This is a genomic window from Allosphingosinicella indica (assembly GCF_900177405.1).
GTDB classification, from domain to species: Bacteria; Pseudomonadota; Alphaproteobacteria; order Sphingomonadales; family Sphingomonadaceae; genus Allosphingosinicella; species Allosphingosinicella indica.
On sequence record NZ_LT840185.1, the window covers coordinates 2,212,557 to 2,228,073 of the forward strand.

Annotated in this window: 13 protein-coding genes and 1 tRNA gene; 5 read left to right on the forward strand and 9 right to left on the reverse strand. The window is 66.3% G+C overall.

What is annotated here, in order from left to right; all coding sequences use genetic code 11:
- Positions 1–71: 71 nt before the first annotated feature.
- On the forward strand, positions 72–1,154 hold the full coding sequence (locus B9N75_RS10980; protein WP_085218838.1) for a sensor histidine kinase: 1,083 nt from the start codon (positions 72–74) through the stop codon (positions 1,152–1,154).
- Positions 1,151–1,912 carry a LytR/AlgR family response regulator transcription factor gene (locus B9N75_RS10985; RefSeq protein ID WP_085218839.1) on the forward strand — a complete coding sequence of 254 codons (762 nt, stop codon included), beginning with the start codon at positions 1,151–1,153 and terminating at the stop codon, positions 1,910–1,912. Before B9N75_RS10980 ends, B9N75_RS10985 begins: the two co-directional genes overlap by 4 nt.
- 3 nt (positions 1,913–1,915) lie before the next feature.
- Here B9N75_RS10985 and B9N75_RS10990 read toward each other — a convergent pair whose 3' ends face one another.
- The 9 genes from B9N75_RS10990 to B9N75_RS11030 form a co-directional block, all read right to left on the reverse strand.
- The gene (locus B9N75_RS10990; RefSeq protein WP_085218840.1) at positions 1,916–4,357 is read right to left on the reverse strand and encodes a YadA family autotransporter adhesin; all 2,442 of its coding nucleotides are present in this window, start codon (positions 4,355–4,357) and stop codon (positions 1,916–1,918) included.
- Positions 4,358–4,495: 138 nt separating this feature from the next.
- Positions 4,496–5,194 carry a 50S ribosomal protein L1 gene (rplA, locus tag B9N75_RS10995; RefSeq protein ID WP_085218841.1) on the reverse strand — a complete coding sequence of 233 codons (699 nt, stop codon included), beginning with the start codon at positions 5,192–5,194 and terminating at the stop codon, positions 4,496–4,498.
- Positions 5,195–5,198: 4 nt separating this feature from the next.
- Positions 5,199–5,630 carry a 50S ribosomal protein L11 gene (gene rplK, locus B9N75_RS11000; RefSeq protein ID WP_085218842.1) on the reverse strand — a complete coding sequence of 144 codons (432 nt, stop codon included), beginning with the start codon at positions 5,628–5,630 and terminating at the stop codon, positions 5,199–5,201.
- Between the two features lie 410 nt (positions 5,631–6,040).
- Positions 6,041–8,278 (reverse strand): EAL domain-containing protein, encoded by a 2,238-nt coding sequence (locus tag B9N75_RS11005; RefSeq protein ID WP_157123805.1) that lies wholly within the window; start codon positions 8,276–8,278, stop codon positions 6,041–6,043.
- 187 nt (positions 8,279–8,465) lie between these two features.
- The gene (gene nusG / locus B9N75_RS11010; protein WP_085218844.1) at positions 8,466–9,005 is read right to left on the reverse strand and encodes a transcription termination/antitermination protein NusG; all 540 of its coding nucleotides are present in this window, start codon (positions 9,003–9,005) and stop codon (positions 8,466–8,468) included.
- An 8-nt stretch (positions 9,006–9,013) separates the two neighbouring features.
- The gene (secE, locus tag B9N75_RS11015) at positions 9,014–9,211 is read right to left on the reverse strand and encodes a preprotein translocase subunit SecE (RefSeq protein ID WP_085218845.1); all 198 of its coding nucleotides are present in this window, start codon (positions 9,209–9,211) and stop codon (positions 9,014–9,016) included.
- 134 nt (positions 9,212–9,345) lie between these two features.
- Positions 9,346–9,421 (reverse strand) — tRNA-Trp (locus tag B9N75_RS11020).
- 64 nt (positions 9,422–9,485) lie between these two features.
- The gene (locus tag B9N75_RS11025; protein WP_085218846.1) at positions 9,486–11,819 is read right to left on the reverse strand and encodes a putative bifunctional diguanylate cyclase/phosphodiesterase; all 2,334 of its coding nucleotides are present in this window, start codon (positions 11,817–11,819) and stop codon (positions 9,486–9,488) included.
- Between the two features lie 75 nt (positions 11,820–11,894).
- A complete protein-coding gene (locus B9N75_RS11030; RefSeq protein WP_425292394.1) occupies positions 11,895–13,670 on the reverse strand; it encodes a fatty acyl-AMP ligase in 1,776 nt (591 codons plus the stop codon).
- A 228-nt stretch (positions 13,671–13,898) separates the two neighbouring features.
- Between B9N75_RS11030 and B9N75_RS11035 the strand changes: the two genes are divergently transcribed.
- From B9N75_RS11035 to B9N75_RS11045, 3 genes are all read left to right on the forward strand, one after another.
- Entirely contained in the window at positions 13,899–14,315 is a 417-nt protein-coding gene (locus B9N75_RS11035; RefSeq protein ID WP_342039330.1) for a regulatory protein RecX, read from the forward strand.
- A 95-nt stretch (positions 14,316–14,410) separates the two neighbouring features.
- Positions 14,411–14,983 (forward strand): cold-shock protein, encoded by a 573-nt coding sequence (locus B9N75_RS11040; protein ID WP_157123946.1) that lies wholly within the window; start codon positions 14,411–14,413, stop codon positions 14,981–14,983.
- Positions 14,980–15,516: a DUF192 domain-containing protein gene (locus B9N75_RS11045; RefSeq protein WP_085218850.1), complete on the forward strand. Its 537-nt coding sequence runs from the start codon at positions 14,980–14,982 to the stop codon at positions 15,514–15,516. Before B9N75_RS11040 ends, B9N75_RS11045 begins: the two co-directional genes overlap by 4 nt.
- The last annotated feature ends 1 nt before the right edge of the window (position 15,517 follow it).

A 15,517-nucleotide genomic window follows, 5' to 3' on the forward strand; every position in this document is an offset into this window, starting at 1 on the left:
CGCAACCAGGATATTCGCCGAAGCGGTCGTGGTAGTGCTAATGGGACGCTCCGCGTCTGAGCCGGCAGCCCATGAACCTATCGCAGAACCTTCCAGTCGATCTTAGCATCCAGCGGTCGCGCCGCCGCGCGACATGGCTTTTGATCGCAGCTTTCTGGGTTTTGACCTTCTCGGTCCTTGCGCTTCGCACGCTGATTACCGATTCCCTACCGTTCATCATGCTCGCGCCGCGACGGCTGCTCGCGGCGGCGTTTGGCGCTTCGCTTTGCCTGCTGATGGTCTGGGTATTCTCCGGTTTGCGCAATCGCAGCTTCAGCGAGCGTGTGGCAGTCGGGCTGGTCGGCGCCGTTCTGATGTCCATCGCGCAGACGATGTTCATATCGCTTCTCTATCGTGTGCTGATGCCGCTTCCCGATCGCGGCCCTCTGCTCTGGGAAGCGAGCGCGCAGTGGGTAATGGTTTGGACCGGCTATTACCTGGCCTGGACGGGTACGCACCTCGCGCTGACCTATCACTGGGAAGCGGAGGACCGGCATCGCCAATATGCGATGATGCAGGAGCTTGCGCAGGAGGCGCATATCGCCGCGCTCCGCTATCAGGTGAACCCGCATTTCCTTTTCAACACGCTCAACGCCATTTCCGCGCTGGTGACAGAGGGGCGGAGGGAAGAGGCGGAGGCGATGCTGCTCAACCTCTCGGCGTTCTTGCGGTCGACGCTGAGCGGAGACCCGGGCGGCATCATTCCGCTCTCCGACGAGATCGCCCTGCAGCGCCTCTATCTCGCTATCGAGGAAGCGCGTTTTTCGGAGCGGATGCGGGTCGAACTGGATGTTCCTGAAGAGCTAGCGCACGTAGGCGTGCCCGCGTTGATCCTCCAGCCGCTGATCGAAAATGCCGTTCGCTACGGCGTCGGCCGTTCGGAGGCGATGACCACGATACGGGTCTCGGCGACCGGTGACGAAGCCGGGTTGCGCATAGCGGTGGAGGACGACGGCGCGGGCGGCGAGGGCGCAGGCGGCATCGGCATCGGCCTCGCCAATGTCCGCGACCGGCTGCAGGCGCATTTCGGCGAGCGCGGCAACATGGAGGCAGGGCCCCGCGAAGGGGGCGGCTATCGCACCGTGATCCGTTTGCCGCTGGCCGGGGTGGCATGAGCGCGCTGCGCGCAATCCTGATCGACGACGAGCCGCTCGCCACACGGCGGTTGAGCGCAACCCTGGCCGATATCGGCGAGGTCGATATCGTCGGCAGCAGCTCCAATGCATGCCGTGGCGTCGAAATGATCGATCGTTTGCGGCCCGACGTCGTCTTTCTCGACATCGCGATGCCCGGGCTGGACGGCTTCGATGTGGTTGCCCGCATGCCGCAGCCTGATACGCCCGCCGTGGTGTTCGTCACCGCTTACGACAATCGTGCCGTCGATGCCTTCGCGATCGACGCCGTAGATTACCTCATGAAGCCGGTCGCGCGGGATCGGCTAGCCTCCTCGATCACGCGCGTGCGGCAATGGCTCGGCGCACGCGACTCAGGCCGCGATGACACCGGCGCCGAAGCCGCTCCGCAGTTCCTTGCCGACGACAGCCTGTGGGTGCACCGTCACCAGGAGTTCGTCCGGGTTCCGATCGCCAAAATCGCGTGGCTGGAGGCGCAAGGCGATTATGTTCAGATCCATGCCAAAGGGGGAGGCGGGCTGCTTCGGGCCACGCTCAACACGCTGGAGGCAAAGCTCGATCCGGCGACGTTCATCCGCGTGCATCGTTCGGCAATCTGCCGCCGGGACGCGATCATCGCGCTGAAACGCAAGCCGACCGGCGCGCTCGCGGTCTCGCTCGCCAACGGCGATTGGGCCCCGGTCGGCCGCACCTATGGCAGCGGCTTACGGGCGATGTTGAAGCGCCTGCGCGGCGCCTGAGCGCTAGAACTCGCCGGCGACGCCGACGCGGACGACATTGTTCTGATTGCCGCCGTAAGCGAAGCCGGCGGTGACGGCGAAGGGGTTTGCGGTGTCGAAACGGTGGGCCAGCGCGCCGCCGATCGCCTGCGCATCGCGGAAGGTCGCGCCGTTGACGACGTAGGAGGTGCGCCCGGGAGCCGAGGGCATCGGTGCCTGGCCGATCGCGGTCGCGGCGGCGATACCTTCGCGCGAATCGCGCTGCACGCGCGCAAGAGACTGATCGAGGCTAAGCAGCGCGTCCGGTCCGAAATCGGCGAGGGCGAGATTGCCGGCTGCGTCGGAAGTGACGTAGCGCAGCGGCCCTGTCTGCGCCGCCCGGCTTGCCGCCGAGCCGATGCCCGAAAGGGTATAGGTAGATGTCGCGGTGCCCAGTACGATCTGGCCGGGACGCGATGCGACGGCGCCTTCGCCGATCGCGACGCTGCCAGCCGCGCCGGCATTTGCGCCGTTGCCGAGCGCGATCGCCGACTGGCCGTTGGCGATGCTGTCCGCACCGATCGCGACGGCGCCAAGTCCGGTCGCGCGGTTGTCTGCGCCGATCGCCACGGCGCCGCGGCCGGTCGCGATATTGGGGTCGCCGATCGCCACCGCTCCGTTGCCCGACGCGACGTTGGCGAGACCGATCGACACTGCCGCGCCGTCCTGCGCGACCGCGCCGCTGCCGATCGCGACCGAATGATCGCCGCTGGCGACGCTGCCGCCACCCAAAGCGACGGCGTCCGCACCGCTGGCGATGGCCGCCGGGCCGGTGCTGCTCGTCTCGAGATAGGCGGTGCGCTCGAACGCGCGATCGGCGGTGGCCTGTGCGACCGCGGTCTCTGCTGCGTTCGATGCATTCGCGGCCCGCGCTTGTGCCGCAAGCCCGTAGGCATCATCGGCTCGGCCCTGCGCCGCTGCCGCATCGCGCAACGCGCTGTCCGCGCTGGTCTGTGCCGCGCCGGCGCCGGCGAGCGCCGTATCGGCCGTCAACTGAGCCACCCCTGCGTAGCTGAGTGCCATATCGGCAGTGCCTTGCGCGGCGGCGGCATCCCCCACTGCGACGTCGGCAGTGCTCTGGGCTGCCGCGGCATCCGCAATACCGTCATTGGCCAAAGCCCGAGCGGTTGCCGCTTCCAATCGCGCGAGGTCGGCGGTGCCTTGTGCCGCAGCCGCGTCGCTGGTTGCAGCATCGGCCGTATCTTGTGCGCCCGACGCTGCTGCAAGCGCGCTGTCGCCCGTAGCCTGCGCCGCTGCGGCTTCGGCACGCGCGACCGTTGCTGTGCCTTGCGCGATGGCGGCGTCACTGAGGGCGTCGTCCGCGGTGGTCTGAGCGCCGGATGCTGCTGCGAGCGCGTCATCTGCGGTGCCCTGGGCATTGGTCGCCTCGCTTCGCGCGGTGTCGGCTGTGCTTTGCGCGGTTGCCGCGTCGGTGAGCGCGTTATCCGCCGTGCTCTGTGCTGTCGCCGCATCCGCGAGCGCGTCATCTGCGCTGCTCTGCGCTGTCGCTGCATCCGCGCGCGCGGCGTCGGCAGTAGCCTGAGCGGCTGCGGCGTCGGCCAACGCGTTCGTCGCATCGCTTGCGGCGGCGGAGACGGCCTGATCAGTCGCGTGGAGCTGACTACCAGTCACGGCGTCAGTGCTGGTCGCGCCGACGCGGCCGGCAGTGACGTTGGTGATCGCGCGGGTCGCGCCGCTGGCACCGACAGACACACTGTCCGCTTCGTCCGCGACCGATCCCTGGCCGAGCGCGACGGCGTTGCGCGCTGTCGTCCGGCTGTTCGCGCCGAGCGCGGTACCGTTCGCCGCGATGCCGCCGCCGTCGGCAGATGCGCTCGCGCCATTGCCCAGCGCCACGCTGTTGGTGCCGAGCGCCTGCGCGCTTTCCCCTGCTGCATTCGATCCACCGATGGCGGTGCCGTAATTGCCGCTGGCACGCGCGCCGCTGGCGCCGTTCGCCGCACCGCTGCCGATAGCCGTCGAACCGAGGCCGCTGGCGGAAGCACCCGCGCCACCCGCACCGCCGGCCGCGCCGTAGGTACCTTGCGCGCCCGAACCGATCGCGACCGATCCGGAGCCCGTCGCCGCGGCGCCAGCACCGCCCGGGCCCGCATTGCCGGCCGTGGCATTGCCGCCGTTGCCGCCCGACCCGACCGAGATCGCGCCCGCACCGTTGCCGTTGGCGCCTGCGCCGCCATTGCCGCCGCGCCCTGCGCTGGAGTTGCCGCCACGGCCGCCGGAGCCGACGCCGAGACCGGTCGGTCCCGCCGTAGCCGCGGCACCGGCGGTGGGGGCAGGGGCAACGGTGCCGCTGCCAGCCGCGCCTCCGTTTCCGAAGACGAGTTGCGCCAGCGCGGGATGCGCAAAGCCGCACGCGGCGGCGGCGGCAAGCAGGCCCACCCGGCGGTGGTAACGGAGCGCGGACATGTTCTTCCCCCGAAACTATCGAGGGATCTTCAACCAAATCCCGGTAAACATTCCGATAAGGATGAACTTGTCGTCCATAACGAAGAAGGGCCGCGGCTTGCGCCACGGCCCCTCGCCATTCGAACCTGGTATCGCGGATCAGGCGACCGCGACCTCGGCGGTATCGACCTTCAGCCCCGGGCCCATCGTCGAGCTCAGCGCGAGCTTGCGGACATATTTGCCCTTCGCGCCGGCCGGCTTGGCCTTGACGATCGCATCGACAAACGCGTCGAAATTCTTGCGAAGATCGGCTTCGGAGAAGCTTGCCTTGCCGATACCCGAGTGGACGATGCCCGCCTTTTCGACGCGGAACTCGACCTGGCCGCCCTTGGCCGCCTTCACGGCTTCGGCAACGTTCGGGGTGACCGTGCCGAGCTTCGGGTTCGGCATCAGGCCCTTGGGGCCGAGCACCTTACCGAGACGGCCGACAACGCCCATCATGTCCGGGGTCGCGATGACGCGGTCGAAGTCGATCTGGCCGCCTTGGATGGTCTCCATCAGGTCTTCGGCGCCGACCACATCGGCACCCGCCTTCTTGGCTTCGTCCGCCTTGTCGCCCTTGGCGAAGACGGCGACACGCACGTCCTTGCCAGTGCCGGCGGGGAGGGTGACGACGCCGCGCACCATCTGGTCGGCATGACGCGGATCGACGCCCAGGTTGATCGCGATCTCGATCGTCTCGTCGAACTTCGACGTGGCGTTCTTCTTGATAAGGCCGATAGCCTCGTCGATGGCGTGGAGCTTCTCGCGGTCGATAGTCTCGGCGAGGGTTTTCGCCTTCTTGCTCAGCTTAGCCATCCTATCAGCCCTCCACCACTTCGAGGCCCATCGCGCGGGCGGAGCCTTCGATGATCTTGGTCGCGGCCTCGATGTCGTTGGCGTTGAGATCCTTCATCTTGGTTTCGGCGATCTGCGCGAGCGCCGAACGCTTGATCTTGCCCGCGGAGACCTTGCCCGGCTCCTTGGAGCCCGACTTCAGGTTCGCGGCCTTCTTGATGAGGAAGCTCGCGGGCGGCGTCTTCGTTTCGAACGAAAAGCTGCGATCGGCATAGACGGTGATGACGGTGGGGATGGGCATCCCCTTTTCCATCTCCTGCGTGCCGGCGTTGAACGCCTTGCAGAATTCCATGATGTTGACGCCGCGCTGACCGAGCGCGGGGCCGATCGGCGGGGAGGGGTTGGCGGCGCCCGCGGGCACCTGGAGCTTGATATAGCCCGTAATCTTCTTTGCCATGCGTCTCACTCTATAGCGGGCCAGCTAGATGGGCGATGCGGCGGGCCGCACCGTCCGAACAACCGGCCGGTTCAAGTTTAGCGGTTCAAGCGGCGCCCGAGGGTGCCTCCCGCACATTTTCCATTGCAGATGCGTTGGACGGCCGCGGCCCTAGCGCAAACGGCGCGGGAAGGGAACAGCGAATCGGGTGAAAAGTGGCTCCCGGCTAGGACAACGGGTAACGCACTTCGTTTCACCGCAATAAAAAAGCCCCGCAAAAGCGGGGCTTTTTCATAGCGTTGTTAGCTTAGCGCCAGTAGCCGCCGCCGAAAATCCAAGCCCACATGTTGACCTCCATGAACACGGACAGGGAAGCCCTGTCGACAGTTCACATTAACCCTAACGGGTAAGGTTAACAAGAGGGTAACTATTCAGGCGGCGCGGAAAGCCTCTCCTTCCGAAATACGGCTAAGAAGATCTTGCCATGGCATTGGACGCCCCAAGTGGTAACCCTGCATGATATCGCAGCCCATCTGCTGCAACTCCTGCAGAATCTCCTCATTCTCCACGCCTTCCGCAACCACCTTGCGTCCCAAGGAGTGCGCAAGCTGGATCGTGGAATTAACCATGATGCGATCGCTTTGCGACTTGTTGAGCATGCTGATGAAGCTGCGGTCGATCTTGATCTCCGATGCCGGTATGCGGCGAAGATATTCGAGAGTGGAGAAACCCGTCCCGTAATCGTCGATCGAGAGCTGGACGCCCAGCGCGCTCAGCGCTTCCAGATTCGCAATCTGAATCTCGGCGCTGCCCAAGGTCGAAGTCTCGGTGACCTCCAGTGTCAGCAGCTCCGGTGCGAGCTTGTGCTTGTGAAGCAGCCGCTCGACGGTCGGCACCAATTTGTCGCTGCTCAGTAGCGGCACGGACAAATTGACGGCGATCGTGAAGTGCCGGCCGCCGCGATTGACGTTGCCGGCCACCGCCAGAGCCTTGTCGAGCACGAAATAAGTCAGCCGCTCGATGCGGCCGCCTTGTTCGGCCGGGCCGATGAACTGATCGGGATAGATCTGGCCCTTCTCGGGGTGGGTCCAGCGGACCAGCGCCTCCGCGCCGATCAACGCCTTGGTCTGGCCGTCGAACTGGGGCTGATAGGCGACCCAAAGCTCGCCATTGTCGATCGCATGGTCGAGCCGCGCGAGCAGCGACATAGCCCAGTCGGCATCCTCGACGCTTGCGGGATTGAACGTCGCCCAGCGTTTGCCGTCGCGCGCGGCCTCGTCGGCGGCGACCAGCGCGCTCGACGCCCGCTGCGCGAGCGTCCGTGATCCGTCGAGATCGAGGCCGAAGGTAACGCTGAGGTCGATCAGGCGGCCCGCGACCACGATCGGGCTGCGGAACAGGGCCTGCAATCCTTCAAGCTGCTGGGTGATGCCGTCTTCGGAGCCTTCGGCGGCGAGCCAGACGAACACGCCTTCGTCCGCCTGATAGATGGTCGCGCCGCCAGATCCGAATTCGAGGCGGCCGACGATCTGCTCGACCAGCTCCTTTTCCTGCTGCGGCGGGAGCGTGGCGGTGATCTGCGCATGGTTCTTCACGCGCGCAGCGACGACCATGCCGTTGTAGAGCCGGTTCTGACGCAGGGCCTGAAGGTTGGGCATGCCCGTGATCAGGTTGGTCGTGCCGCGCAGGCGGTAGGCGCGGCGCATGCTGCGAACGATGCGGGCGACGCCGGCCACCGTCAGCGCCATCAGCGCCGGCACGACCTCGACCCGGATGTGCTGCATCTCGAGCCACACCGGGCCGGCGAGAAGGCCGATAGCGGTGAATCCGAAAAGCGCCGTCGCAAGCCAGCGCCGCCGAAGTTTCAGAACGGCAGCAGCGAAAAGCATCGCGGCGATCAGCGGCGCGATCCAGCCGGCGTTGATGGGTTCGCCCTCGCGCAAAGTCTCGGCGCCGATGAGGTGGAACATGACGCCCGGGACAGGCCGCAAGCCCGGCACGCGGAAGCGCTCGACTGCATTGTCGGTGCGGCCGATCACGATGCTCTTCCCGGTCAGGTCCGCTGCAGACACCCGACCGTTCAATATGTCGCTGGCGCTGAACCACGGGATCGAGCGGATATCGATGCCATAATCCACCGGGAAGAGATCGGGTGCCGGATGACGGACATCGGCAAGTTCGCTGCTGAGCGAGGGCACCAGCCGGCCGCCGACGTTGACGGCGTAGGGGTGCTTCCAGATCGCATCGTCCCACCACACGAAGAGATTGGTGTTCACCGGAGTGCCGCTGCCGCTGAAGATCGCGGGCGGAGCGTGATCGGTCTTGGCGCCGGTGACCGGGTTCACCGTGAAGCGGGTTGGCAGCAGGACGTTGGCACTCGCTCCGCGCAGTGCGCGCGCCAAGGCGGTCGCCTGGCGGTCTGTCCCTAGCGTCGCGAAATCGGCATCGATGAAAATGCGGCGGGGTTTAGCGGCATCGACCGCATCAACCAATTCGGCGAGCATGTCGCCGCGCCAGGGAAGGGGGCCGAAATCGGCGATGCTGCGGTCGTCGATGGCGACCAGCGCGATCTGGCCGCTCGCCGGATGGCTGCGCACCTTGGCGCGCGTCACCTGCATCGCGTTCTCGACGAGCTCGCCGACCTGCGCCACGCCGAAGACGAGCCCCACCAGCAGCGCCAGAATCAGCGCTTTCCAAGGTCGTTCAACGGTGATCGTTTTAGATGTCAAAGTGATAGGCTTCGGCGCGCGTTAGGACCGAAGTGACTATAACGTCGAAACCTTACCGAATTGCATTAACCCTATTGCCGGAAACCGCACCCGCGCGCAGCTTTCCGAAACGGGTTCGAAGCCGGCGTTATTTGACCAGTTCGACCTGCTCGAAATCGAGCTCCACAGGTGTCGCGCGGCCGAAGATCGAGACCGCGACCTTGACGCGGCTCTTCTCGAAATCGAGCTCTTCCACCAAGCCGTTGAAGCTCGCGAACGGGCCGTCGAGAACCTTGACGCTGTCGCCGATCTCATAATCGACGCTGATCTTCTGCTTGGGCGCCGCGGCTGCCGCTTCATCCTTGGTGTTGAGGATGCGCGCCGCCTCGGCCTCGCTGATCGGCTGCGGCTTACCGCTGGAGCCAAGGAAGCCGGTCACCTTCGGCGTGTTCTTGACGAGGTGGTAAACGTCATCGTTCATCGCCAGCTTGGCGAGGACGTAGCCGGGGAAGAACTTGCGGTCCGACGTCACCTTCTTGCCGCGGCGGACCTCGGTCACCTTCTCGGTCGGCACTTCGACGGCCTCGACGAGCTGATCGAGCCCGAGCCGGGTGGCGTCGGCCACGATCTGGTCGCGGACCTTGTTCTCGAAGCCGGAATAAGCGTGGATGATGTACCAGCGGGCCATGGGTTTCCTTAGCTCAGGAGGCCGAGCAGCGCCTGGACGATCGCGCTGAACGCGGAATCGACGCCGAAGAAGAAGATGCCGAGCACCGACGCCATGATCACCACCATGATCGTGGTGCGGATCGTCTCGGCGCGCGTCGGCCAGACCACCTTAGCGGTCTCGGCGCGCACCTGCCGTAGGAATTCGACCGGACTGACCTTCGCCACGCTATCTCGACCCTTTGAAATCTACTTTGAAATCGACACGAACGAGGCCGGCAGCGGCCTCACTGGGAAGCGCCCCGACCCCGGACTATCCTCCGACATCTAGGCGCCATTTGCCGCCCGTCAACGGGCGGCGGTGGCAGGAGTGGAGGGACTCGAACCCACGGCCCTCGGTTTTGGAGACCGATGCTCTACCAACTGAGCTACACTCCTAGGCCGGAGAGGGCCGGTCCTTAGCGGCGGCATAGAAAGCGTGCAAGCGGATTGATCGTCTCTGTCAGGCTGCGATCCGGCCATGGTTGGCGGTGAGGAGCTTGCGCGCCTCGGCGGCGGTGCACGGCCGTGCGAAGACGAACCCCTGGACGCGGGTGCAGCCGAACGCCCGGACGGCAGCGAGCTGCTCCCCGGTCTCGACGCCCTCCGCCACCGTGTCCATGCTGAGGCTGCCCGCCATCGCGACGATCGCGCGCACGATCGCACTGCTGCCCGGATCGTCCGCACAAACCGCGGCGATGAAGCTGCGGTCCACCTTGATCGTGTCGAACCGGCTGTCCCGCACATAAGCGAGCGACGAATAGCCGGTGCCGAAATCATCGATCGCCAGCCGGATGCCAAGCGCGCGTATCTGGTGCAGCACCTTCTGCGTCAGCGGCGTGAGCTGGAGGAAGACCGTCTCGGTGATCTCCAGCTCCAATCGGTGCGGATCGAGCCCCGATTGCGACAGCGCCGAGATCAAGGTCAGCATAAAACCGGGCTCATGAAGCTGGACCGGCGATATGTTCACGGCGACGTTGATGTCGCCGGGCCAGGATGCCGCCTCGGCCAGCGCATTGCGCAACGCCCATTCACCGATCCGGCCGATCAGCCCGGTCTCCTCGGCAATCGCCACGAATTTCGCGGGCGAGACTTCGCCAAGCCGCGCATTCTGCCAGCGGAGCAGCGCTTCGAAGCCATGGATTCGGCCAGTCCCCGCTTCCACCACCGGCTGATAGACGAGCGCGAGCTCACGGGCGTCGAGCGCGGTCCGCAGCGACAGCTCGATCTGCCGCCGCTCCTCCGCCTGCTCGTGGAGGCCGCGCTCGTAGAAATAGACGTCGCCGCCGCCGTCGGCCTTGGCACGATGCAGCGCGAGATCGGCGCTGCGCATCATGTCCTCGACCGACTCCCCGTCCTGCGGCCCCAACGCCGCGCCGATGCTGGCGCCGACGAAAAGGTGCTGGTCGAGATAGAGGAAGGGCTGCTTCATCGTCTCGACGATATCGACGCACAGCCGTTCGATCGCGGCGGCGTCGATGGCGTCGGGAATGACCAGAGCGAATTCGTCGCCGCCCAGCCGCCCCAGGGTCATGCCGGGCGCGAGCACCGGGGCGAGCCGCTGCGTCACCTGCTGGAGCAGATGATCGCCCGCGACATGGCCCAGCGTGTCGTTGACGTTCTTGAAGCGATCGAGATCGATTAGCAGGATCGCGCACAGGCGATCGGCGTCGCGCGCCCGGCTGAGGGCGGTGCCTAGCGCTTCGAGAAGCTGCAGCCGGTTGGGCAGGCCGGTCAGCGGATCGTGCCGGGCCATGTGGGCAATCCGCCGTGCGGCCTGCTGCGTCTCGGTCACATCGGAGCCGACGCCGCGATAGCCCAGGAAACCCCCGCGCGGCCCGAAGCGGGGACGCGCCGAAAGCTGGATGCAACGCGCACCGTCCGGATGCGGCGCGGCAATCAGCAGATCGGCAAAGCCGGAATGGGCCGCCAGGCCGGCGACCGCCGTGCCTATCTCTCCGCTCGATCCGCCCTCGTGCGCATCTTGCGACAGCAATGCGTCGAGCGTCATCGCCTCGATCTCTCCAGCATCCAGGCCCAACGCGCGGGCGAAGCGCGGAGAAACGTTGCGGAAGCGGAGATCGGCGTCGGTTTCCCACAGCCAGTCGGCATCGCTGCTCTCATATTCCTTGAGAAGCAGGCTGATCGTGTCGGAGCGCTCCTCCAGCGCGAGATCGACCATCCGTCGCCGCATGAAGGCGCGCCCATTGCCGAGCACCGCGAACAGCAGCCCGACCGTGTAGATCGGCCCGAGCGTCAGCAGCAACGTCGATTCGGTGTAGCCGAGCATCTTGGTCGTCGCGGCGCCCATCACCAGGATATAGCCGGCCGCCGCGGCGGGGGTGGCGGTGAAGACGAAGGCAGCGCCCGCCATCATGCTCGCGGTGACCAGGCAGATCGCGAGCTGATCGTGCGGCAGCGCGGCGGGAAAGAAGATAAAGGCGGGCACCGCCCAGGCGAAGCCGTAGAGAACGCTGATATGGCTCGCGCGGTCGAGCGCCTGCCGCGATGCCGCAGGCGTGTCGGCGATGCGCCGCCGGCCCACGAGCGCGCCGGTCAGGATGAGAAAGCCGAGGCCGAGCAGCCACAGGGTCAACTGGATGGAGGGCACCGAGCCGCGCAAGACGATTGCGAGCAGCACCGCATTCAATGTCTGCCCGATCGCAGCGACCTTGAGCGCCCGCCGAAGCTCGCGAAGCTGGGCCACGCGCACCCGGTCCCAGCCGGCATGTCCGGCGGGGCTGGCGCGGTTCAGCACCACTTGCCAATCCAGCGTGGGGAGACGTGCGTTGCTCATGGGTCTTCCGACCGCGAGCGTTAGCCGCCAACCGTTATTTATTGATTAGGGGCGGGCGCGGGAACCACCCGCACGTCAGGCAGCGATGTCGTAGGGCTGGATTTCGCCGGATAGATAGAGATTGCGCGCCTTTGCCCGGCTGAGCTTGCCCGACGAGGTGCGCGGCAGCGTGCGCGGCGGGACGAGCTCGATGACGCAGTTCATGCCCGTGATCGAGCGGACGCGCTCGCGGATCTCGGTGCGCAGCTTCTCGCGCTCTTCGGGATCGCTGGTGCGGCACTGGACGAGCACCGCGGGCGTTTCCTCACCGCCAGGCGTCGTGATCGCGAAGGCGGCGATGTCGCCCGACTTGAAGCCGGGGAGCTGCTCCACCGCCCACTCGATATCCTGCGGCCAGTGGTTTTTGCCGTTGATGATGATCATGTCCTTGGCGCGGCCGACGATATAGATGTAGCTATCGGACATGTAGCCCATGTCGCCGGTGTCGAGCCAACCGTCGGCGTCGAGGCAGGCGCGGGTCGATTCTTCGTCGCGGAAATAGCCGATCATGATCGAAGGGCCGCGGGCGTAGACCTTGCCGATCGCGCGGTCGGGCAGGGGATTTCCGTCTTCGTCGCGGACGGCGATCTCCATGTCCTTCACCGCCTTGCCGCAATTGACGATTGCGCGGTAGCGCTGCGGCCGGTCGATCCCGGCCTCGCCGCCACCGGCAAGCAACGTCTCCTCGACCAGCTCGACGACAATACCCTCGCCTGGCGGCATGATCGAGACGGCGAGCGTCGCCTCGGCAAGGCCGTAGCTCGGCGTGAACGCATGGGCGTCGAAACCGGCATCGGCGAAGGCATCGACGAAGGCCTGCATGACGTCGGGCCGGATCATATCCGCGCCATTCCCCGCGACCCGCCAGCGCGACAGATCGAACCGGTCCGACGCCTTCATTTGCGACGACATGCGCCGGGAGCAGATGTCATAGCCGAAGGTCGGGGAGTAGGAGAGGGTCGTGCCCTGGTTGCGGCTGATGAGATCAAGCCAGGCGAGCGGGCGGCGCGCGAAATCCTCGGTCTTCAGATAATCGGTCGAGACCTGGTTGGCGACGACCGAGAGGAAGCAGCCGACCAGCCCCATGTCGTGATACCAGGGCAGCCACGAAACGCAGCGATCCTGATCGCTGACCCGCATCCCATGCGAGTGCGCGGAAAGATTGTTGAGCAGCGCGTGATGCGTGACGGCGACGCCGTGCGGAAAGCGCGTCGAGCCGCTGGAATATTGGAGATAGCAGATATCGTCCGATTGCGCCGTCGGCAGTGCGACGTCGGGCGCCTCACGGTCGGCAAACTCCTCCCACGCGAGGCCTTCGACGCCGGTCTGGGCTGCGGCGGCGCCCGCCATCTCGCCGAGCTCGGCCGGGAAGAAGAGGATGCGCGGATCGGAGCTTTTGAGCTGCACCGCAAGCTGGTCGATATAGCTGTCCTTGCCGCCGAACGAGGTCGGCAGCGGCAGCGGCACCGGCCAGGCGCCGGCATAGACCGCGCCGAAGAAGAGCGCTGCGAAATCCGGTCCCGTCTCCGCAACCAGCGCCACGCGATCGCCCGGGGCGATGCCGAGCGCGATCAGCCGCCGCGCCGCCATGAGCGCATCGTCGCGCAGCTCGGAGAAGGGATAGGCGCGTTTCAGTTGGCCACGGTGATCGTGGAAATTGAGCCCGCGGCGGCCACGCGCGGCATAATCCAGCGCATCGCCGAGCGTCGCGAAATCGGAGAAGCGCCGCTCCAGATCGTCCTCGGTAGGCGTGGGCGCGAGCGCGGCTGCGGCGGGGGGAGTGGCAGCCGGGCGGTCACTGGTCTGGAGCACTCTGGACGAATCCTTCATCATAACGTGCGGCGGTTACGCATTTGCGACCCGCCTTAGGATGCAAGGCGCGTTCATATTCCGGCCCGACTGTGGCACAAACATGGCGCTTTGGCATACACTAGGGACAGGAAAGCGCGGCCGCCACTGGACCGCGACAGTCTGGAGCGGCTGGCGATCGCCTATGTCGGCCGTTACGCGACGACACGGGCCAAGCTCAATGCCTATCTTTTGCGAAAACTCAAGGAGCGCGGCTGGTCGGGCGAGGGGCCGGCGGAGACCGATGCTCTCTGTGACAAGTGTGTGCGACTGGGCTTCATCGACGACGCGGCCTTCGCCGCGGCGCGTGCGACTGCGTTGGGTCGACGGGGCTATGGCGCGCGGCGGGTGGATATCGCGTTGCGCGCGGCCGGCGTGGGCGAAGCGGATGGGAGCGAGGCGCGCGCCATCGCGGATGACGGCGCGCTGGCCGCAGCGATGCGTTTTGCAGAGCGGAAGCGGATCGGTCCCTATGCCAGCGCGCCGCCGGACGACGCCGCGCGCCGCCGCCAGTTCGCCGCCATGATGCGGGCCGGGCATCCCTATGATCTGGTTCGAAAGGTGCTGCGAGCCAGTCCCGACGAACTCGAAGACGAGGATCTGCGATAATTTTATTTCGGCATGGTTCCCATTCGGGAGGAAGCCATGATAATCGACAGCCGGGTTAATAACGGTGCGCTGATCGCATGACCTCACGTGGGGAAATGTCTGCGAGTGATCCATCCTCGGGCGGGGAGGAGAATGCGCGTCCCGACGCCAGCGAGAAACTGACCCAAATTACCGGCCGGATGAAGTGGTTCGACGCGACCCGCGGCTTCGGATTTCTGGTCAGCGACGATGTGCCGGGCGATGTGCTGATCCATTTCAGCATTTTGAAGGAGCATGACCGGCGCAGCCTGCCCGAGGGCGCGATCGTCGAATGCCTCGTTGCCGAGCAGGAGCGGGGCTTCCAGGCACGGCAGATCCTGTCGATTGATCTCAGCGAGGCTCTGATCCCTGAGCCTGCGCGCCCGTCCGCGCCGCGTGCCGAGCGGGTCGATCCGACCGAGCTCAAGGACGAAGCCGGCGATTACGAGCCGGTGCGCGTCAAATGGTTCAACCGGCTGAAGGGCTATGGCTTCCTCAACCGCGAGGTCGACGATGGCGAGGATATCTTCGTCCATATGGAGACGGTGCGCCGGGGCGGCATGGCGGACCTGCTGCCCGATCAGCCGATTCGCGCCCGCATCGCGTTCGGCCGCAAGGGGCCGCTGGCCGTGGAAGTGGAGTCGGAATGAGGGTTTCGAAGATGTTCGTGGGCGCTGCGCTGGCGCTCGCGCTGCTCGGCTGCCGGGCGCAGACCGAAGCGACCGCCAATCCTCCCGCGGCACAGGCACCTGCGGCGGAAGCGATGCCACCGGCGGAACTCGATGGCCCGCAGACGGGGCTGGAGACCGTCCCGCTCACCATCAAGGCCGCCGGCAAAACGCACCGTCTGACCGTCGAGGTCGCGCGCACCGCCGACCAGCAGGCGACAGGCATGATGTTCCGCGAGAGCATCGCCGATGATCGTGGCATGCTCTTCCCCTTCGAGCGGCCGAAACCGGCGAGCTTCTGGATGCGCAACACATTGATCCCGCTGGATCTCGTCTTCGTGCGCCTTGACGGCACTGTCGCCCGGGTCGCGGCCAATGCGGTGCCGCTGTCGCTCGCCGCGATCGAGTCCGGCGAGCCGGTCATCGCCGTGCTGGAGATCGGCGGCGGGCGCGCCGCGGCGCTCGGCATCGACGAGACGGCGCGCGTCTCCTGGCCCGGTGGCCCGCGCGGCTAGC